The 18,335-nt window shown below is 68.3% G+C and carries 15 protein-coding genes; 7 read left to right on the top strand and 8 right to left on the bottom strand.

The window, feature by feature from the left end; genetic code table 11:
• Positions 1-68: 68 nt before the first annotated feature.
• Positions 69-323, bottom strand: a complete 255-nt coding sequence (locus FHS28_RS08845; protein WP_088450450.1) for a hypothetical protein — start codon at positions 321-323, stop codon at positions 69-71.
• Positions 324-466: 143 nt separating this feature from the next.
• Between FHS28_RS08845 and FHS28_RS08840 the strand changes: the two genes are divergently transcribed.
• On the top strand, positions 467-1,453 hold the full coding sequence (locus FHS28_RS08840; RefSeq protein ID WP_088450448.1) for a LysR family transcriptional regulator: 987 nt from the start codon (positions 467-469) through the stop codon (positions 1,451-1,453).
• 4 nt (positions 1,454-1,457) lie between these two features.
• Here FHS28_RS08840 and urtE read toward each other — a convergent pair whose 3' ends face one another.
• The 5 genes from urtE to urtA form a co-directional block, all read right to left on the bottom strand.
• Positions 1,458-2,162: an urea ABC transporter ATP-binding subunit UrtE gene (gene urtE, locus FHS28_RS08835; protein WP_088450694.1), complete on the bottom strand. Its 705-nt coding sequence runs from the start codon at positions 2,160-2,162 to the stop codon at positions 1,458-1,460.
• 44 nt (positions 2,163-2,206) lie between these two features.
• The gene (gene urtD / locus FHS28_RS08830) at positions 2,207-3,043 is read right to left on the bottom strand and encodes an urea ABC transporter ATP-binding protein UrtD (protein ID WP_088450446.1); all 837 of its coding nucleotides are present in this window, start codon (positions 3,041-3,043) and stop codon (positions 2,207-2,209) included.
• Entirely contained in the window at positions 3,040-4,179 is a 1,140-nt protein-coding gene (urtC, locus tag FHS28_RS08825) for an urea ABC transporter permease subunit UrtC (RefSeq protein WP_088450692.1), read from the bottom strand. The genes urtD and urtC overlap by 4 nt, the downstream gene beginning before the upstream one ends.
• An 85-nt stretch (positions 4,180-4,264) precedes the next feature.
• Positions 4,265-5,881: an urea ABC transporter permease subunit UrtB gene (urtB, locus tag FHS28_RS08820; protein WP_088450444.1), complete on the bottom strand. Its 1,617-nt coding sequence runs from the start codon at positions 5,879-5,881 to the stop codon at positions 4,265-4,267.
• An 85-nt stretch (positions 5,882-5,966) separates the two neighbouring features.
• On the bottom strand, positions 5,967-7,259 hold the full coding sequence (gene urtA, locus FHS28_RS08815) for an urea ABC transporter substrate-binding protein (RefSeq protein ID WP_246409759.1): 1,293 nt from the start codon (positions 7,257-7,259) through the stop codon (positions 5,967-5,969).
• 224 nt (positions 7,260-7,483) lie between these two features.
• Between urtA and FHS28_RS08810 the strand changes: the two genes are divergently transcribed.
• Entirely contained in the window at positions 7,484-8,596 is a 1,113-nt protein-coding gene (locus FHS28_RS08810; protein WP_184294415.1) for a DnaJ-like protein C-terminal domain-containing protein, read from the top strand.
• 111 nt (positions 8,597-8,707) lie between these two features.
• Positions 8,708-10,492, top strand: coding sequence for a hypothetical protein (locus FHS28_RS08805; protein WP_088450438.1), 1,785 nt, complete (start codon positions 8,708-8,710; stop codon positions 10,490-10,492).
• A gap of 74 nt (positions 10,493-10,566) precedes the next feature.
• Here the strand turns inward: FHS28_RS08805 and FHS28_RS08800 are convergent, their stop codons facing one another.
• Together FHS28_RS08800 and FHS28_RS08795 are read right to left on the bottom strand one after the other, a co-directional pair.
• On the bottom strand, positions 10,567-11,580 hold the full coding sequence (locus tag FHS28_RS08800) for a response regulator (RefSeq protein WP_088450436.1): 1,014 nt from the start codon (positions 11,578-11,580) through the stop codon (positions 10,567-10,569).
• A complete protein-coding gene (locus FHS28_RS08795; protein ID WP_246409756.1) occupies positions 11,577-15,107 on the bottom strand; it encodes a hybrid sensor histidine kinase/response regulator in 3,531 nt (1,176 codons plus the stop codon). Before FHS28_RS08795 ends, FHS28_RS08800 begins: the two co-directional genes overlap by 4 nt.
• Positions 15,108-15,181: 74 nt before the next feature.
• On the opposite strand from FHS28_RS08795, the gene ureA reads away from it, so the two are divergent.
• The 4 genes from ureA (at position 15,182) to ureC (ending at position 18,267) form a co-directional block, all read left to right on the top strand.
• On the top strand, positions 15,182-15,484 hold the full coding sequence (gene ureA, locus FHS28_RS08790; RefSeq protein ID WP_088450432.1) for an urease subunit gamma: 303 nt from the start codon (positions 15,182-15,184) through the stop codon (positions 15,482-15,484).
• A gap of 145 nt (positions 15,485-15,629) precedes the next feature.
• Entirely contained in the window at positions 15,630-16,247 is a 618-nt protein-coding gene (locus FHS28_RS08785; RefSeq protein WP_246409753.1) for a HupE/UreJ family protein, read from the top strand.
• On the top strand, positions 16,244-16,549 hold the full coding sequence (locus FHS28_RS08780) for an urease subunit beta (protein WP_088450430.1): 306 nt from the start codon (positions 16,244-16,246) through the stop codon (positions 16,547-16,549). The genes FHS28_RS08785 and FHS28_RS08780 overlap by 4 nt, the downstream gene beginning before the upstream one ends.
• The gene (gene ureC / locus FHS28_RS08775; RefSeq protein ID WP_088450428.1) at positions 16,549-18,267 is read left to right on the top strand and encodes an urease subunit alpha; all 1,719 of its coding nucleotides are present in this window, start codon (positions 16,549-16,551) and stop codon (positions 18,265-18,267) included. Before FHS28_RS08780 ends, ureC begins: the two co-directional genes overlap by 1 nt.
• The last annotated feature ends 68 nt before the right edge of the window (positions 18,268-18,335 follow it).

Below are 18,335 nucleotides of genomic sequence, written 5' to 3'. Positions count from 1 at the left end.
ACCGGCGCGGCAGCCACGAGGCCGCGAGGTCTCGAGGCCGACCTCAGCGGCCCGCAGGCCGCCAGGCTTTACAGCCAGGAGTGGCCGGCGGCACGACGCAGCGAGTCGGCGAAGGCCGGACGGCCGGCGTCTTCCTGACGGGCAGCGGCCAGCATGGCGGCACGCAGGCGGCGCTCACCGATGAAACGCGCGCCCAGCTCGATCAGGCCAATGACTTCCGTGGCGATGTTGATCACCCGTTCACCGGCCTGGCGGCCGATGCCGGCGCGCTGGACGTCGGCGGGCATGACTTGCAGGGGAGCATCGAAGGTCTGGGTGGTCATGAGCATTCCTTGTGGTCGGTCGCGACACCTGCCGCAGCACCGATGGCGAGATATTGGGGTATTTACTTAGTTCTGCCCAATTGAGAAGCAGAATCGGGTCATCACTGACGCGAATGACCCGGCTTCTCCTCTAGCATCGGCGCATGCACAGTTCCCGCCCCGTCAACTTCAGGACCCTGGACCTCAACCTCCTGCGTGTGTTCGATGTGGTGATGGAAGAGCGGCACGTCACCCGCGCGGCGCAGCGCCTGGCCATCACCCAGCCGGCGGTCAGCAATGCGCTGCGGCGGCTGCGGGAAGCGACCAACGAGGAACTCTTCATTCCCACCCCCACCGGTGTGGCCCCGACCCCGCATGCGCTGGCCCTGTGGCCGACGGTTCGCACCGCGCTGTCCAGCCTCCAGGACGCCCTGGCCCCGCAGGCCTTCGACCCCAAGGCGGCCGGCAACACGATCAGCTTCACCCTGGCCATGGCCGATGCCACCGCGGCGCTGGTGGTGCCGTCGCTGGCGCGCCGCTTCCTGGAGGACGGTGTGCATGTGGGCCTGCGCATCGTGCCGCTCACGACCCGCGATCCGCGGGAGATGCTGGAGCAGGGCCGCGCCGACGTGGCCATCGGCTTCTTCCCCGACATCGTGACGCTGATGGGCCAGCCCGGCGGCGAGGCCTTCCGCAAGGCGTCGCTGTACGTGAGCCGTTATCTGTGCGTGATGCGCCGGGACCATCCGCTCGCCGCGCCCGAAGCGCTGACGCTGGACGCCTACTGCGCCGCCCAGCATCTGCGGGTGAGTTTTGCCGGCCGGCCGCATGGCTTCGTGGACGATGCGCTGCAGGCCCTGGGCCGCCAGCGCACCGTGGCCATCACCGTCAACAGCTTCTTCACCGGCGGTCTGGCGGTCCAGCAGTCGGACCTGCTCACGGTGCTGCCCAACAGCTTCATTCCGGCGACCGGCATCAGCGGTCTGCTGGCCAGCCGCGAGCTGCCGTTCAAGCTGCCGGACATCGACATCAGCCAGGTCTGGCATGTGCGCCATGAACTGGACGCGGCGCAGCGCTGGCTGCGTCAGATGCTGTCGGAAGCGGCGGCCGCCGTGCGTGCCGGCACGCCGACCATGCCGGTGCTGCAGTAAGCGCTCAGATGGCCACCAGCCCGCGAATCTCCGGCTGCTGCATGGCGGCCCGGTCGCCGCGCGCAATCACCGAACCCCGCTCCAGCACCAGGAATTCATCGGCCAGTTCGGCGGCGAAGTCGTAGTACTGCTCACACAGCAGGATCGCGACCGGATGGCCGTCCAGCCCTTCATCGGCCAGGCGGCGGATGACGCGGCCGATGTCCTTGATGATGCTGGGCTGGATGCCTTCGGTCGGCTCGTCCAGGATCAGCAGCCTTGGCGACGCGGCCAGCGCGCGGGCAATCGCCAGCTGCTGCTGCTGTCCGCCGGAGAGGTCGCCGCCGCGGCGCCGCAGCATCTGCCGCAGCACCGGAAAGAGCTCATACAGATGCGCCGGCACCGGGGTGCCGCCGGGCTTGCTGGCCAGGCCCATGCGCAGGTTTTCTTCAACCGTCAAGCGCGCGAAGATCTCCCGTCCCTGCGGCACATAGCCGATGCCGGCGCGCGCGCGCTGATAGGGCGTGGCACGGCTGATGTCCTGACCGGCCAGCGTCACCGTGCCGGCCCGGATGGGCACCAGCCCCATGAGGCTCTTGAGCAGGCTGGTCTTGCCCACGCCATTGCGGCCCAGCAGCACGGTGATGCGACCGGGACGCGCGGTCACCGACACGTCCCGCAGGATGTGCGAGCCGCCGTAATACTGGTGGATGCCTTCGGCGCTGAGCATGGCGGCGTCGCTGGTGGAGGCTTGATGGTCTGTGCTCACGTGGCTCACCGTCCCAGATAGGTTTCAATCACCCGTTCGTCCGCCTGCACCTGTGCCAGCGTTCCCTCGGCCAACACCGCGCCTTCGGCCAGCACGGTGACCTTCTCGGCGATGGTGTCCACAAAGCCCATGTCGTGCTCCACCACGATGATGCTGTGCCGGCCCTTGAGGGTGAGGATCAGCTCGGCGGTGCGTTCGGTTTCCTGATCGGTCATGCCCGCGACCGGCTCATCCAGCAGCAGCAGCTTGGGGTCCTGCACCAGCAGCATGCCGATCTCCAGCCACTGCTTCTGACCGTGGCTGAGCAGCCCGGCCGGGCGCGACATCTGGTCGGCCAGGCGGATGAGAGTCAGCACCTCCGCCAGCCGGTCCTGCTGGGCACCGCTCAGCCGCCCCCAGACGGAGGCCCGCAGCCGCCGGTCGCCTTGCAGGGCCAGCTCAAGGTTCTCGTAGACGGACAGCGCCTCGAACACCGTCGGCCGCTGGAATTTGCGGCCGATGCCCAGCTGGGCAATCTCGGCTTCGCTGTGCCGCAGCAGATTGATGGTGCCGCCGAAGAAGACGGTGCCGGTATCGGGCCGGGTTTTGCCAGTGATGATGTCCATCATCGTGGTCTTGCCGGCGCCATTGGGGCCGATGATGCAGCGCAGCTCGCCGGGCGCGATGTCGATGGACAGTCCGTTGATGGCCTTGAAGCCATCGAAGCTCACATGCACGTCTTCCAGGTAGAGGATGCGGCCGTGGGTCAGGTCCAGCGCGCCGGGCTGCACCAGACGGCCATATCCGGGGCCGCTGGCCCGCGCCAGCCGCTCCGCCCCTTGCTCCAGCAGGTCGGGATTCATGCGGCCTCCTTGCGGGAGCGGCGCAGCCGCTTGACCAGGCCGGCAATGCCGTCCGGCATGAAGAGCGTCACCGCCACGAACAGAGCACCCAGCACATACAGCCAGAATTCCGGCGCCACCTGGGTCAGCCAGCTCTTGGCGCCATTGACGGCAAAGGCGCCGGCAATCGGGCCCGCCAGCGTGCCACGCCCGCCGACGGCCGCCCACACCGCGATCTCGATCGAGTTGGCCACGCTCATTTCGCTGGGATTGATGATGCCGACCTGCGGCACATAGAGCGCACCGGCCACGCCGCACAGCAGCGCCGACAGCACCCAGGCCGCCAGCTTGTAGGGCAGCGGCGAATATCCACAGAACATCAGCCGCGACTCGGCATCCCGCACCGCGCTCAGCACCCGGCCGAACTTGGCGCGCGTGAGCCAGCGCAGGCCGAGGAAGGCCGCGACCAGACACAGCGCACTCAGCACAAACAGCGTCATGCGCATGCCCGGCGTGGTGATCGACAGGCCCAGGATGCGCTTGAAGTCAGTGAAGCCGTTGTTGCCGCCGAAGCCGGTTTCATTGCGGAAGAACAGCAGCATCGCCGCATAGGTCATGGCCTGGGTGATGATCGAGAAGTACACGCCCTGGATGCGTGAGCGGAAGGCGAAGAAGCCAAACACGAACGCGACGGTGCCCGGCACCAGCAGCACCAGCAGCAGCGTGGCGGTGAAGCTGTCGCTCAGGGTCCAGTGCCAGGGCAGGGTCTTCCAGTCGAGGAACACCATGAAGTCCGGCAACTCGCTGCGGTACTGGCCGTCGGTGCCGATCTGGCGCATCAGGTGCATGCCCATCACGTAGCCGCCGAGCGCGAAGTACAGGCCGTGTCCCAGCGACAGGATGCCGGTGAAGCCCCAGATCAGGTCCATGGCCAGGGCACACAGCGCGTAGCAGCAGAACTTGCCCAGCAGGCTGACCCAGTAGCCGTCCAGATGCAGCGGATGCTCCGGTGGCACGGCCAGGTTGAGCAGCGGCATCACCAGGCAGGCCAGCAGCACCGCCAGCGCCAGACCGATCCAGCCGCCGCGGCTGAGCAGAGCGGGGGGCGTGGGCAGCAGCAGGGTCGGAGAGGTCGAAGCGGAGGGGGAGGAAGTCATGAGGCGGTCCATCACAGCAGCGGGGACGGCAAGGGGAGACGGGCCGATGGCCGTAAGGCCGGGGCCCACGAAGGGCATGTGCAGTTCATCGGGTCCTCACCGCAAACAGCCCCTGCGGACGCTTCTGGATGAAGACGATGATGAAGACCAGCACGGCGATCTTGGCGAGCACGGCCCCCACCACACCTTCCAGCGCCTTGTTGGCCAGTCCCAGGCCCAGGGCCGCGAGCACCGTGCCGGCGAGCTGGCCGACACCGCCCAGCACCACCACCATGAAGGCATCCACGATGTAGCTCTGACCGAGGTCCGGCCCCACATTGCCGACCTGACTGAGCGCGCAGCCCGCCAGGCCCGCCAGGCCGGAGCCGAGCGCAAAGGCGTAGGTGTCGACGCGCGCCGTCGGCACGCCCATGCAGGCGGCGATCGGACGGTTCTGCGTCACCGCCCGCACGAACAGGCCCAGGCGGGTGCGGCCGATCAGCAGGGCCATGCCGCCCAGCACCGCCACCGCAAACACGATGATCACCAGCCGGTTGGTCGGCAGTGCCAGCCCCGGCAGCAGGTGCAGGGAGCCGGCCATCCAGGCCGGGCTTTCCACCGCCACGTTCTGCGCGCCGAAGAGGCTGCGCACCGCCTGCATCAGAATCAGGCTCAGGCCCCAGGTGGCGAGCAGGGTCTCCAGCGGCCGGCCGTAGAGCCAGCGCAGCACCGTCCGCTCCAGCAGGGCGCCCACCGCGGCCGATGCAAGAAAGGCCGCCGGCACCGCCACGACCAGATACGCACCGAACCATTCCGGCGGCAGCCACTGGCGGAAGGCAACCTGCACCAGGTACGTGGCATAGGCGCCGATCATCATCAGCTCGCCATGCGCCATGTTGATCACGCCCATCAGGCCATAGGTGATGGCCAGGCCGAGCGCCACCAGCAGCAGGATACTGGCCAGGCTCACGCCAGTGAACAGCGCGCCGACGCGCTCGCCCCAGGCCAGGGTCGATTCCACCTGCGCCAGAGATTTGCGCAGCGCGGCCAGCACCGCAGGGTCCTGCTCGTCAGCCAGGCGCTGATTCAGCAGCAGGCGCGTTTCCGGGCTGTGAGACTCGCCCAGCAGACGTGCCGCCTGCAGCCGCTTGGCCGCATCGGCGCTGCCGGCCAGCGCGGCGGCCTGAGTCAGCGCCAGGGCCTCCTTGACGGTGTCGTCCTTTTCGGCGGCCAACGCCCGGGCCAGCAGCGGCGCCTTGGTTTCGTCCACCCCGGCATCGAGCAGGGCGCGCGCGGCAGCCAGCCGTTCCTTCGGCTCGGGACTCGCCAGGCGCAGGCTGGCCAGTGCACCGTCGAGTTCTCCCCGCAACCGGTTGTTGAGCATCACATCTCCCAGCCCCTCCGGCGCCGGTGTCACCACGGCGCCGGTGACCGCATCGGTGAGTTGATCGCCGTCCTGCACCAGCACGCGGGTGCCGACGAGCTTCAGCCGTTCCTCGGCCATTGCCGTCAGGACCAGCGCATCACGCGGCTGGGGCTGTGGCTGTGCGACCAAGGCATTGAGAGTGGCGATGCGCTCGTCGGTCTCGCCCTGGGCCAGCGCTAGGGCCTGCGCCGGGGTCAAGGCCTGAGCCAGGCCCGGCAAGGCGCAGCCCAGCGCCAGCAGCCAGGGGGCGAGGGCGCTGGCAAGCCCTGAGAACGGCCAGGCCGGACGTGACAACATGATGGACTCCCAACGAGACAGTCCCCTGGCGCGCAAACAGCGCCAGAGAGAACAGGGGCCGTTGGCCGGCCCCCAGGACACCGGCTTACTTCTTGGCCGGTTCGTCCGGCTTGGATTCATTGCCGGCGATGTAAGGGCTCCAGGGCTTGGCCTTGACCGGTGCCGGCGTCTTCCACACCACGTTGAACTGGCCGTCGGCGCGGATCTCGCCGATGAAGACCGACTTGTGCAGGTGGTGGTTCTTCTCGTCCATCTTCGACGTGATGCCCGACGGCGCGCTGAAGGTCTGGCCCGCCATGGCGGCGATCACCTTGTCCACATCGGTGCTCTGGGCCTTCTCCACCGCCTGCTTCCACATGTTGATGCCGATGTAGGTGGCTTCCATCGGGTCATTGGTCAGCGGCTTGTCCTTGTGGCCCGGAATGTTCTTGGCCTTCGCATAGGCCGACCACTTCTTGATGAAGGCATCGTTGGTCGGGTTCTTGATCGACATGAAATAGTTCCACGCCGCCAGATGGCCCACCAGCGGCTTGGTGTCCACGCCGCGCAGTTCCTCTTCTCCCACCGAGAAGGCCACCACCGGCACATCCTTGGCCTTCAGGCCGGCATTGCCCAGCTCCTTGTAGAAAGGCACATTGGAGTCGCCGTTGATGGTGGAGACCACCGCCGTCTTGCCACCCGCCGAGAACTTCTTGATGTCGGCCACGATGGTTTGATAGTCGCTATGGCCGAAGGGGGTGTACTTCTCGTCGATGTCACTGTCCTTCACGCCCTTGCTGTGCAGATAGGCGCGCAGGATCTTGTTGGTGGTGCGCGGGTACACATAGTCGGTGCCCAGCAGCACCCAGCGCTTGGCGCCGCCGCCGTCCTTGCTCATCAGGTAGTCCACCGCCGGGATGGCTTGCTGATTGGGGGCCGCGCCGGTGTAGAACACGTTCTTGCTCAGCTCTTCCCCTTCATACTGCACCGGATAGAACAGCAGGCCATTGAGCTCCTCCACCACCGGCAGCACCGACTTGCGGGAGACCGAAGTCCAGCAGCCGAAGATGACGGCCACCTTGTCCTGCGTGAGCAGCTGACGGGTCTTTTCCGCAAACAGCGGCCAGTTGGATGCCGGGTCCACCACCACCGGCTCCAGCTTCTTGCCCAGCACGCCGCCCTTGGCATTGATCTCGTCGATCGCCATCAGCACGGTGTCCTTGAGCACCGTCTCCGAGATGGCCATGGTGCCGGAGAGGCTGTGCAGCACACCGACCTTGATGGTGTCGGCGGCGAAGGCGGGCAGGGCGGTCAGGCTCAGGCCAGCCAGCGCACTGGCAGCGGCCAGCACCTTGACGGCGTGGCGACGGGAAGACCGGGGGGACATCGGTGCAGACATGTCAGAGCTCCAGGAAGGGTGAAGGAACACCTGGATGCTAGGGAGCGGGCTGCCGCCCACCTATACGGCGGATGGCGTACGTCGGCGCGTCTGTCCATCCCCAGGCTCAACAGACTTGCGTCGCGCAGACGCCCTGTAACACCTGTGCAACATCTCCGGTCCACCCGGTGGCGGGCTCATCCGTTGAAGCAACAATCCGTCCATCTGATTTCCGGAGCACTTCCTTGAAGGCACTTTCCGCTTCGTCCGGCTTCATGAGCCCGACTTCTTCGATTTCCCGCACGGCTGCCACGCGGGGGCCCGCACCGGTCTCCCTGCTGCCGCAGTGGCTGCGCCGCTGGCTGCTGGTGGCCCTGACACTGCTGACCGCCTCCACTGCATTCGCCTACAACGACGATGACGGCGACTGGCAGATCGTCAACGCCCGCTACGGCACAGCCCAGCGCAACATCGATGTCACCAGCCGCCTGAAGGAACTGGCCCGCGAGGACCGTTCGTTCAAGGTCCGCAATGAGCTCTTCCGTGAAGACCCTGCCGTCGGCGACCGCAAGACCCTGCGCATCATCGCCAAGGGCCGCAACGGCGAATGGCGCAACTTTGACTATCGCGAAGGTGACTGGGTGGACGGCAGCAAGTTCACCGGCTGGAGCCGCGGCGACTGGGGCCACCATGACTGGAACGGCAGCTGGGACGGCCCGCGCCCCGGGTCCGGTGGCAATGGCGGCTACGGCAACAACAATGACGGACAGGACGACGGCGACTGGGCCATCCTGCAAGCCCGCTACGGCACGGCCGACCGCAACATCGACGTGACCGGCCGCCTGAAGGAACTGGCCCGTGCGGACCGCCGCTTCAAGCTGGCCAACGAGCTGTTCCGTGAAGATCCGGCCGTCGGCGCGCGCAAGACGCTGCGCATCACCGCCCGCGGTCGCAATGGCGAGATCCGCAATTTCGACTACCGTGAAGGCGACTGGGTCGATGGCAACAATTTCACCGGCTGGGGCCGGGGCAACTGGGGCGACGGCCAGTGGAACGGCGGCTGGGACGGCCGCCCTGGCGGCGGCTATCAGCAACCACGTCCGGAGCAGTCGGACAACCGCCTGATCATCAACCGCGCCACCTATGGCACCGGCAACCGCCAGCTGGACGTCACCGACCGCATCCGCTATCTCAGCCGTGGCGGCGTGCTGGACATCAAGGTGAACAACAGCCTGGCCGACCGCGACCCGGCAGTGGGCGACACCAAGTGGTTGAAGGTGTACTACCAGGTGGGTGCTCGCGGCCAGGAGCGCGTGGCGGACGCGCGTGAAGGCACGCAGCTGCGCATCAAGCCCTGACGGCCAGCCCTGACGGCCCGGCCCTGCGCCGCGGCCTTCCCCCGGGGCCCCCACCCGGGGGGAACCCCCAGCGCGCTGAACCTGGCTCCAAGGGCTGCGGACTGACGGGGCATGCACAGCAGCCCCACCTCCTACCGCGCCCTCCCGCCGCACGCCGGCGATGTGGTCCTCGACATCGAGGATGAGCCTGCGAGCGGCCCTGCCATCGCGGTAGACCCCTGGCCCGCCCACGCCACCGCTGCCAGCCCCGCCCGCTCGACTGCGCAAGACGGCCAGACCGCCCGCCGTGCCGACCCATGCAGGCGGTCATCCCTGGGCGACACGGCCCATCTCCAACGCGACGCGACATTTGCCGACACCCTGCGCTGGGTCCAGGCGGCCGCGGAGCGGTGCCAGCCCGGGGAGGTGCAGACGCTGGAGCAGCAGATGCGGCAACTGCGGTCGGACTGCAGCCGCAGCGTCTGCCTGGATCTGCACACGGCCTTCGGCGACGACCCCATCGAATCCCCCACGCTCAGCCGAGCCGTGGACGCCTACTTCGAGACGGGCCAGCCCCGTCACCTGCCGCCCGAGCTGCAGCGCGCGATGCATGAGGCCACTGCCGGCGAGCCGCCCGCCCAGGGCGTGAGCGGTCGCCTCATGGCACTGCTCGCGGGCCTGCGGCAGCTCGGGGACCGGATGGATGCGCATGGCGCCACCCGCACGGCGCTCAACTTCGCGCACACAACGGCACGGTCCCTGGGGTCGGTCGGGCTGACCACCTTCGCACGCCAGGCGGTCGGGCGGGCCATCGATCTGGCCCTGGCGCAGGGCACCTCCGAGCTGACTCGAACGGCGATCGGTGCCGGGGCGATGGGCTTGCCGGTCCTCGGCCAGTTGATGCTGCTGTGGCGGGACGAGCAGCACAAGGACGCCACCCCGTACTCCCGCGCCACGCGTGGGGTGCTGATGGGCCTGTCCATCGGCGTCGGCGGCCTGGCCCTGGCCACCGGTACCCTGACCAGCCCCGGCCTGCGCCTGGCCGAGGTGGTGCTCTACCCGTTGTTGCGGGATGCCGCCCAGGCCCTGTTCCCGATGACGTCCGATCCGGATAGCGGGCCGACCCGGCGCTCACTGGTCGCAGCGGGAGGGGCCTACGCAGTGAATCAGCTGGGGGTCAGCCGCGCATTTGCCGCGGCGCCGGACGCAAGCGCCAGCAGCCTGCTGTGGCCCGGTCTGGTGGTACGCAGCCTGGCCAATGCGGCCGGTGAATCGGTCGACCTGATGTCGCTGCTGTATGCCAATCACATCACCCGCCACGGCGCCTCGACGCTGCCGCGACTGCGCATCGGCCAGGGGTCTCTGTCCGAGGCGGTGCAGACGCCGCTGCATTGGGACACGATGGCGGCGCGCGGCTGCTTCGTATCAGCCTTCAACCAGCTCTACGACACCCTGCTGGCCGACCACACACTGACCCGGGCACTCCGTCCGGTGGTGGGCGAGGCGCATGCCTTCGCGGCGGCGGACTGGCTGACGGAGTTGTCCGCCGCTGCACTGACCGTGCTGACCTATCCCTTCTGGACTGACCCGGTCCATGCGCGCGGTTTCACGCCGCCGACGCTGGACCCGCTGGCGGCGATGGAGGAGGGGCAGGCCACAGGGCGGCGGCATCCAGGGACCGATGGCGCATGTGGACCGGTGCAATATGCCGGCAATGACGCCGAACCTGCCGTCGCTGCGGATGACGATGGCCCGGTGCAGTTGGTGCGCGTCCTCAACGAGCGGGACCGACCGACCACTCCCGGCCTGCGTCTGGGTGCACGACAGCGGGCGCCCTCCATCGTCTCGGCGGATTCCTCGTCCGGTGGCGGCACGTCGGGACCCGCGTCGCCCACCACCACCGTGACGTCGGTCTGAACGGGCTCTGGGAGGCTCTCAAGGTGCCCGGGTGAGGGGCTCCGATGTCCACCGGCACGTCGCGGTCGCCGCGCTCACAGCTCCCACTGCGGATGGATCTCCCGGGCACGCGTCAGCGCCATCGATGCTGCGGCGGTCCGCGTTTCCACGCCCAGCTTGGCGTGGATGCGCTCCAGGTGCTTCTTCACCGTGGCCGGGCTGGCGCCGAGGATGTCGCCGATGTCCCGGTTGATCTTGCCCTTCACCACCCAGTAGAGCACCTCGGCCTCCCGCGCGGTGAGGTTGAAGGACACGCCCAGCGACCGGATCACCGCCGCGTCCGAGACTTCCCGCATCACGATCAGCCAATCCCCGCCCGGTCCGGGACCGTCCTCGCCGCCGATGCAGTGGTGCAGCCGGAAGCTCAGTCGCCGTGCGCCCAGTTCTGCCGTCAGGCGCGGCGGTTCGGTGGGTGGGGTGCCGGCCGCCTCCGCGCCGGACATGCCTTCCAGGCAGCGACGCAGCCATTGCAGCACCGGTGCAGGCGTGGTGGGCGCCATCGTGCCGTAGTAGAGCTGCAGCAGTTCCCGCGCCAGCGGCGTCTGCCACAGCAGCCGTCCGCTGCTGGCGCGCACCGCGATGCTGGCGTAGCCGAAGGCATCGAGCGCCTGGCGTGTCTGCCGCGCCTGTCGCGCGCCCTGCAGATGCACCTGCATGCGGGCCAGCACCGCTCGCGGGTCCAGCGGTTTGGTCACGTAGTCCACGCCGCCCGCCTGCAGGGCAGCCACCAGATGCTCGGTCTCGGTCAGCCCGGTCATGAAAATGATGGGAATGTGCGCCGTCGCCGGATCCCCCTTCAGCCGGCGCGCCACCTCGAAGCCGTCCATGCCCGGCATCATTGCGTCCAGCAGCACGATGTCGGGGCGGGCCTGCTGGGCGCGCATCAGGGCCGCTTCGCCGCTGGTGGCGGCCAGCACGGTGTAGCCGTGCTCATCGAGCGCATCGTGCAGCAGCGACAGGTTGTCGGGCACATCGTCCACCAGCAGGACACGATCGCCCTGCTGCTGATCGAGCAGGGCGGTGACGGAAGCGGGCAGGGCAGGGTTCATGTCAGGGCAGCGTCGTCGCACACGGGAGGAAGGGCCTGCAGCATGGCCTCGAACTGGAACTGGCGGGCCAGCTCGCGCTGCGCTTCGCAGAAGGGGCGCCAGCGGGCGTCCGCCGCTTCGATCTGGTCCAGCTGCTGCAGGACGCCACGGTAATAGCCCAGGGCCAGCGCGTCCCGCAGGCCGTTCAGGTGGCCCTGCGGCGGCGCCTCGGGCGCGGGGGGCGGCCCCGCGCTGTCGGGCGATGGCTCCGCCGCCATCCAGCGTAGCGCCAGCCGCTCCTCCAGCCAGTCCAGCAGCAATTCGTGGCGGACCGGCTTGAGGATGAAGTCTCTGGGGCTGATGCCGGCATCGTTGTCCTGGCCGCGTTCAAAGGCGTTGGCCGACACCACCGCGACCGCCTCCAGCCCGGGCAGTCGTTGACGCAGGCGGCGGATGGTCTCCCAGCCGTCGATGCCCGGCATGGCCAGATCCATCAGCACGGCGTCCGGCACCCAGCCTGCCGCCACCAGGTCCAGCGCGTCGTGGCCGCTGCTGGCCTCGCGCACCAGGAAGCCCAGTGGCTCCAGCAGCTGGATGAGCAGCTGGCGGTCTTCCGCTTCGTTGTCGACCACCAGCAGGCGAGGAGCCGCTCCATCGATGCGCAGCCGCTGAGGCTGTTGACCTGCGCCCGCGCCGCCGCGCGCAGTGTGGGTGGAGACCAGACTGCGCGGCAGCTCGCGGTCCGGAATGCGGCCATGCAGCTCCGGCAGGAACAGGCGCACCCGGAAGGTGGAACCATGGCCCGGCACGCTGGTGGCGGTCAGCTCACCGCCCATCAGCTCGGTCAGCATGCGGGCGATGGTCAGCCCCAGACCGGCGCCGGGCGTGCTCCCGCCGACGCCCCCGGCACTGCGCCCGCGGGTGAAGGGTTCGAAGATGCGCGCCAGTTCCGCCTCGTCCATGCCCGGGCCGGTGTCGGTGATTTCCACCGTGGCCATTTCGCGGCCATGCCGCACCTTCATCGTCACCGCGCCCTCGCGGGTGAACTTGATGGCGTTGCCCAGCAGGTTGATCAGGATCTGCCGCAGCCGCTGTTCGTCGGCCCGCACCCAGGTCGGCAGCGCGCCGGAGGACTCGAAGCGGAAGGCCAGTCCCTTGGCGCCGGCCTGCGGTTCAAACATGTCCACCAGGTCCTGCAGCAGGTCGGCGAAGCGCAGCGGGGCCGGCTCCAGGCTCAGGCGGCCGGCCTCGATACGGGCGATGTCGAGCGTGCCGTCGATCAGCCGCATCAGATGTTCACCGCCGCGCTTGATCACCTGCACCGCCTGACGGCGCTGCGGCGCGAGGGAGGCATCGGCCGCCATCAGCTGGGCATATCCGAGGATGCTGTTCAGCGGCGTGCGCAGTTCATGGCTGATGGCGCTGATGTAGCGGCTCTTGGCCTGGTTCGCCGCCTCGGCCGAGGCCTGGGCGCGCTCGGCCTGCTGGCGCGCGGCCTGAAGGGCTTCGTCGGTGCGGCGGTGGGAATCGATCTCGCGCATCAGGGCCTGGGTCTGGCGATTCGATTCCTCCTGCGCCACCTCCCGGCTCTGATGCGCCAGCACCAGCCACCAGGCCACCGTCCCTGCCACCAGCAGGAGTGCAAAGAAGGCCTTCAGCAAGCCGCTGTAAAGACCCTGCTGCAGCGCGCGCGCCGCGTCGCCGTCCATCAGCGGCAACTGCTGCAGCTGCTGGTGATAGAGCAGTCCGAAGATGGCGGCCAGCACTGGCGTGATCACCAGCATCAGGAGCAGGTAGTGGCCGAGCCCGGTGTCCAGATAGGGCCAGCTGCGGCGCGGCAGGAGGCGGCGGATCAGCCGGGACCACTGCGCGGACAGACGCGCCTGCGGTTTGCACAGATCGCCGCAGCGGGCATCCAGCGTGCAGCACAGCGAGCAGATGGGGCCGCGGTAGGCCGGGCAGTGGGCGAGGTCGGGGCCTTCGTAGTCGCGCTCGCAGATCACGCAGCGGCGCAGCTCGGTGCTGTCCGAACTCAAACCCAGGTCGGCCGCGGTGGTCTTGCGGGCGAGGTAGTAGCGCCCCTGGGTGGCCCAGGCAATCAGCGGGGACGTGACCAGTGCCGTCACCATCGCAATCACCGCGGACCACGCCTGCGCCAGCGACCCCATCACCCCCAGATGCGCCGCAATGGACAGCGCCGAGGCCAGGGCCATCGCCCCCACGCCCACCGGATTGACGTCGTACAGATGGGCGCGTTTGAACTCGATGCCCGGTGGCGACAGGCCCAGCGGCTTGTTGATCACCAGATCCGCCACCACCGCCATGATCCACGCGATGGCGATGTTGGCGTAGAGCCCCAGCACATGGCCGAGCGCATCAAACACATTCATTTCCATCAGCATGAAGGCGATGAGCGTGTTGAACACCACCCAGACGACGCGCCCCGGATGGCTGTGGGTCAGTCGCGAGAAGAAGTTGCTCCAGGCCAGGGAGCCGGCATAGGCGTTGGTGACGTTGATCTTGAGCTGCGAGATCACGACGAACAGCGCCGTTGCCGCCACCGCCCAGCCGTAGCGGGGGAAGACATATTCGTAGGCGGCCAGATACATCTGGTTGGGATCCACCGCGCGCTCGGCCGGCACGGCATGGCTCACCGCCAGATAGGCCAGCAGCGCGCCGCCCAGCATCTTGAGCACCCCCAGCACCACCCAGCCCGGCCCGCCCAGCAGCACGGCGGCCCACCAGCGGCGGCGGTTGTCGGCGGTCTGGCGCGGCATGAAGCGCAGATAGTCCGCCTGCTCACCCATCTGCGTGATGAGCGCCACGCCGACGGTCAGCGCCGCACCAAAGGCGTGCAGATCAAAGGCGGCGGTGCCGGACTGTGACCCGGTTTGGGTCGTGATGTCCGCAAATGCACCAGGCTGGCGCCAGGCGACCCAGCCGAAGGGCAGGATCAGCAGCACCAGCCACAGCGGCTGGGTCCAGAGCTGCAGGCGGCTGATGGCGGAGATGCCGTGGGTGACCAGCGGGATCACCACCAGGGCGCAGATCAGGTAGCCCCACTGCGGCGGGATGTCCAGTGCCAGGTCCAGCGCATAGGCCATCACCGCCGCTTCCAGCGCAAAGAAGATGAAGGTGAAGCTGGCGTAGATCAGGGAGGTGAGGGTGGACCCCAGGTAGCCGAAGCCGGCGCCGCGGGTGAGCAGGTCCATGTCCACGCCATGCCGGGCGGCATAGACGCTGATGGGCAGGCCGGCCAGGAAGATGATGAGCCCGGTGGCCAGGATCGCCCAGGCGGCATTGGTCCAGCCGTAGTGCAGCAGCAGCGTCGCGCCGACAGCTTCCAGGATCAGGAAGGACGCCGCGCCAAAGGCGGTGTTGGCCACCCGCAGCAGGCTCCAGCGCCGAAAGCGCTGCGGGGTGTAGCGCAGGGCATAGTCTTCCAGCGTCTCGTGGGCCACCCAGGCGTTGTAGTCCCGCCGCAGCTTGATGATGTGCTGCGGAGCGGAGGATGCGGCGGAAGGGGACGAAGGGGCGTCGGCGTCCATGACAGGGGAACCCCGAATGCACATTCCATGCCGAAACCGTCCGGCTTCGGCATGGGGTTTGCTAGGTCACCGCCATGGAACTCACCCCCCGCGAAAAAGACAAGCTGCTCCTCTTCACCGCGGCGCTGCTGGCCGAGCGCCGCAAGGCCAAGGGGCTCAAGCTGAACTATCCGGAAGCGGTAGCCTTCATCAGCGCCGCCGTGATGGAAGGCGCCCGCGAGGGCAAGACCGTGGCGCAGATGATGAAGGAAGGCCGCGAACTGCTCACCCGGGACGACGTGATGGACGGCGTGCCCGAGATGATTCCGGACATCCAGGTGGAGGCCACCTTCCCGGACGGGACCAAGCTGGTGACGGTGCATCAGCCGATCGCCTGATGGGCTGATTGCTTGATCGACGGACGGACCCGCCTGCACCGACCGCTTCCCTCATCCCTTGCTGCCCACCGAATCACATCGAATCGACCCGGCCGGACCTGACCTGGCCTGCCCCCACCACGATCGACCTTCAAGGACGCCCGCCATGCCCACGATCCTGTCCCGCCGCCCCGGCGTCTGTCTGACCGCCGCGCTGCTGATGCTGCCCGGTCTGGCCCTGGCCCATGCGGGCGAAGGCCTGCCGCATGACCACGGACTCTCGGCGGGCTTCCTGCATCCGTTCACCGGCCTGGACCACCTGGCGGCGATGCTCGCCGTGGGCCTGTGGAGCGCGTTGACCCAGCAGGGGCGCCGCATGCTGGTGGCGCCACTGGCCTTCGCGGGCTGGTTGTTGATGGGCGCGCTCGCGGGCGTGGCCATGGCTCAGGCCGGCATGCCGGCAGCGGCGTCGCTGGTGGAGCCGATGGTCGCCGCCTCCGTGCTGGTGCTGGGGCTGGTGGCGGCCGCACGCTGGACGCTCGCGCCGCTGGCATCGATCGCGCTGGTGGGCGCCTTTGCCGTCTTCCACGGTCTGGCGCATGGGGCCGAGCTGCAAGGCCTCCAGGCGCTGATCGGCATGGTGGGCGCCACGTGGGTGCTTCACGCCGTCGGCATGGGCCTCGGACTGACCCTGCGCCGCCTGGCGCCGGAGTGGTCGCGCCTGGCCGGTGCCTCGGTGGCGCTGCTGGGACTGGGCCTGCTCACCCGCATGGTGTGGGCATGATCCCCGGAGAACTGCTCACGGATGAGGGTGAGCTGACGCTCAACCCCGGACGGCCCACCCGCACGATGACGGTGGTGAATGCGTCCGACCGTCCGATCCAGGTCGGCTCCCACTACCACTTCGCCGAGACCAACGCGGCGCTGCAGTTCGACCGCGCCGCAGCGCGTGGCATGCGACTGAACATCGCGTCGGGCCTGGCGGTCCGGTTCGAACCGGGCCAGCAGCGCACGGTAGAACTGGTGGAGATTGGCGGCGCCCGTGAGATCTGGGGCTTTCGTGGTCTGATTCAAGGAACGCTCTGATGGCTCGCATCGGCAAACGCGCTTACGCCGAGATGTTCGGCCCCACCACCGGCGACCGGCTGCGGCTGGCCGACACGGCGCTGGTGATCGAGGTGGAGCAGGACCTGACCCTGCGCGCCGGTGGTTACGGCGAAGAGGTGAAGTTCGGCGGCGGCAAGACGATCCGGGACGGCATGGCGCAATCGCAGCGCACCCGGGACCAGGGGGCGGTGGACACGGTGCTCACCAATGCGGTCATCCTGGACCACTGGGGCATCATCAAGGCGGACATCGGCCTGAAGGACCACCGCATTGTGGCCATCGGCAAGGCGGGCAATCCGGACACGCAGCCGGGGGTGGACATCATCATCGGGCCCGGCACCGAAGTCATCGCCTGCGAGGGCCACATCGTCACTGCCGGCGGCATCGATTCCCACATCCACTTCATCTGTCCGCAGCAGATCGAAGAGGCGCTGGCCAGTGGTGTCACCACCATGCTGGGCGGCGGCACCGGTCCGGCCACCGGCACCTTTGCCACCACCTGCACGCCGGGACCTTGGCACATCGAGCGCATGCTGCAGGCGGCGGACGCCTTCCCGATGAACCTGGGCTTCCTGGGGAAGGGCAATGCCAGCCGGCCCGAGGGGCTGACCGAGCAGATCGATGCCGGCGCCATCGGCCTGAAGCTGCATGAAGACTGGGGCACGACGCCAGCGGCCATCAGCAATTGCCTGGACGTGGCGGAAGCCACTGACACCCAGGTGGCCATCCACACCGACACGCTCAACGAGAGCGGTTTTGTGGAGGACACGGTGGCGGCCTTCAAGGGACGGACCATCCACACCTTCCATACCGAGGGGGCGGGCGGGGGCCATGCGCCGGACATCCTGAAGGTGGTGGGCGAGGCCAACGTGCTGCCAAGCTCGACCAATCCCACGCGGCCCTACACAATCAACACGCTGGACGAGCATGTGGACATGCTCATGGTCTGCCATCACCTGGATCCGGCGATTGCAGAGGACCTGGCCTTTGCCGAGAGCCGCATCCGCAAGGAGACGATTGCCGCCGAGGACATCCTGCACGACCTGGGCGCGATCAGCATGTTCAGCTCGGACTCGCAGGCGATGGGCCGTGTGGGCGAAGTGATCCTGCGCTGCTGGCAAACGGCCCACAAGATGAAGCTGCAACGCGGCGCGCTGCCGGGGGATTCGCAGCGGCACGACAACGCACGGGTCAAGCGCTACGTGGCCAAGCTGGCCATCAACCCTGCGATTGCGCATGGCATCAGCCATGAGGTGGGCAGCATCGAGGTCGGCAAATGGGCGGACCTGGTGATCTGGAAGCCGGCGTTCTTCGGGGTGAAGCCGTCGCTGATTCTCAAGGGCGGGGTGATTGCGATGGCGGCCATGGGCGACCCCAATGCCTCGATTCCGACGCCGCAGCCGGTGCATTACCGGCCGATGTTCGGCAGCTTTGGCGGCTCGCTGGCGCGGGCATCGTTGAGCTTTGTGTCGCAGTCGGCACTGGCGGCCGGCGTGCAGCAGCGCTACGGGCTGGCCAAGACTGCGGTGGCGGTGAAGGGCATCCGCGGAGTGGGAAAGAAGGACATGATCCTGAATGACTACGCGCCGCGCATGGAGGTGGATCCGCAGACCTATGCGGTCCGGGCGGACGGCCTGCTGCTGCACTGTGAACCTGCGACGGTGCTGCCGATGGCGCAGCGATATTTTCTGTTTTGAGGGGGGGCGTTGAAGTCGGCGGGGATGCGGGCTTGGATCCGGGCGCCTTCCCGCAGAATCCCCCCTTG

The organism is Roseateles terrae (assembly GCF_014192155.1).
Classification (GTDB): Bacteria; Pseudomonadota; Gammaproteobacteria; order Burkholderiales; family Burkholderiaceae_C; genus Roseateles; species Roseateles terrae.
The sequence above is the reverse complement of the archived record's forward strand: the minus strand, read 5'-3'. Positions and strand labels throughout refer to the sequence as shown.

Excerpts from the sequence above, each read along its gene's own strand:
- FHS28_RS08845 (WP_088450450.1), bottom strand. The coding sequence starts at position 323 with ATGACCACCCAGACCTTCGATGCTCCCCTGCAAGTCATGCCCGCCGAC.
- FHS28_RS08840 (WP_088450448.1), top strand. The coding sequence starts at position 467 with ATGCACAGTTCCCGCCCCGTCAACTTCAGGACCCTGGACCTCAACCTC.
- urtE (WP_088450694.1), bottom strand. The coding sequence starts at position 2,162 with ATGCTCAGCGCCGAAGGCATCCACCAGTATTACGGCGGCTCGCACATC.
- urtD (WP_088450446.1), bottom strand. The coding sequence starts at position 3,043 with ATGAATCCCGACCTGCTGGAGCAAGGGGCGGAGCGGCTGGCGCGGGCC.
- urtC (WP_088450692.1), bottom strand. The coding sequence starts at position 4,179 with ATGACTTCCTCCCCCTCCGCTTCGACCTCTCCGACCCTGCTGCTGCCC.
- urtB (WP_088450444.1), bottom strand. The coding sequence starts at position 5,881 with ATGTTGTCACGTCCGGCCTGGCCGTTCTCAGGGCTTGCCAGCGCCCTC.
- urtA (WP_246409759.1), bottom strand. The coding sequence starts at position 7,259 with ATGTCTGCACCGATGTCCCCCCGGTCTTCCCGTCGCCACGCCGTCAAG.
- FHS28_RS08805 (WP_088450438.1), top strand. The coding sequence starts at position 8,708 with ATGCACAGCAGCCCCACCTCCTACCGCGCCCTCCCGCCGCACGCCGGC.
- FHS28_RS08800 (WP_088450436.1), bottom strand. The coding sequence starts at position 11,580 with ATGAACCCTGCCCTGCCCGCTTCCGTCACCGCCCTGCTCGATCAGCAG.
- FHS28_RS08795 (WP_246409756.1), bottom strand. The coding sequence starts at position 15,107 with ATGGACGCCGACGCCCCTTCGTCCCCTTCCGCCGCATCCTCCGCTCCG.
- ureA (WP_088450432.1), top strand. The coding sequence starts at position 15,182 with ATGGAACTCACCCCCCGCGAAAAAGACAAGCTGCTCCTCTTCACCGCG.
- FHS28_RS08785 (WP_246409753.1), top strand. The coding sequence starts at position 15,630 with ATGCCCACGATCCTGTCCCGCCGCCCCGGCGTCTGTCTGACCGCCGCG.
- FHS28_RS08780 (WP_088450430.1), top strand. The coding sequence starts at position 16,244 with ATGATCCCCGGAGAACTGCTCACGGATGAGGGTGAGCTGACGCTCAAC.
- ureC (WP_088450428.1), top strand. The coding sequence starts at position 16,549 with ATGGCTCGCATCGGCAAACGCGCTTACGCCGAGATGTTCGGCCCCACC.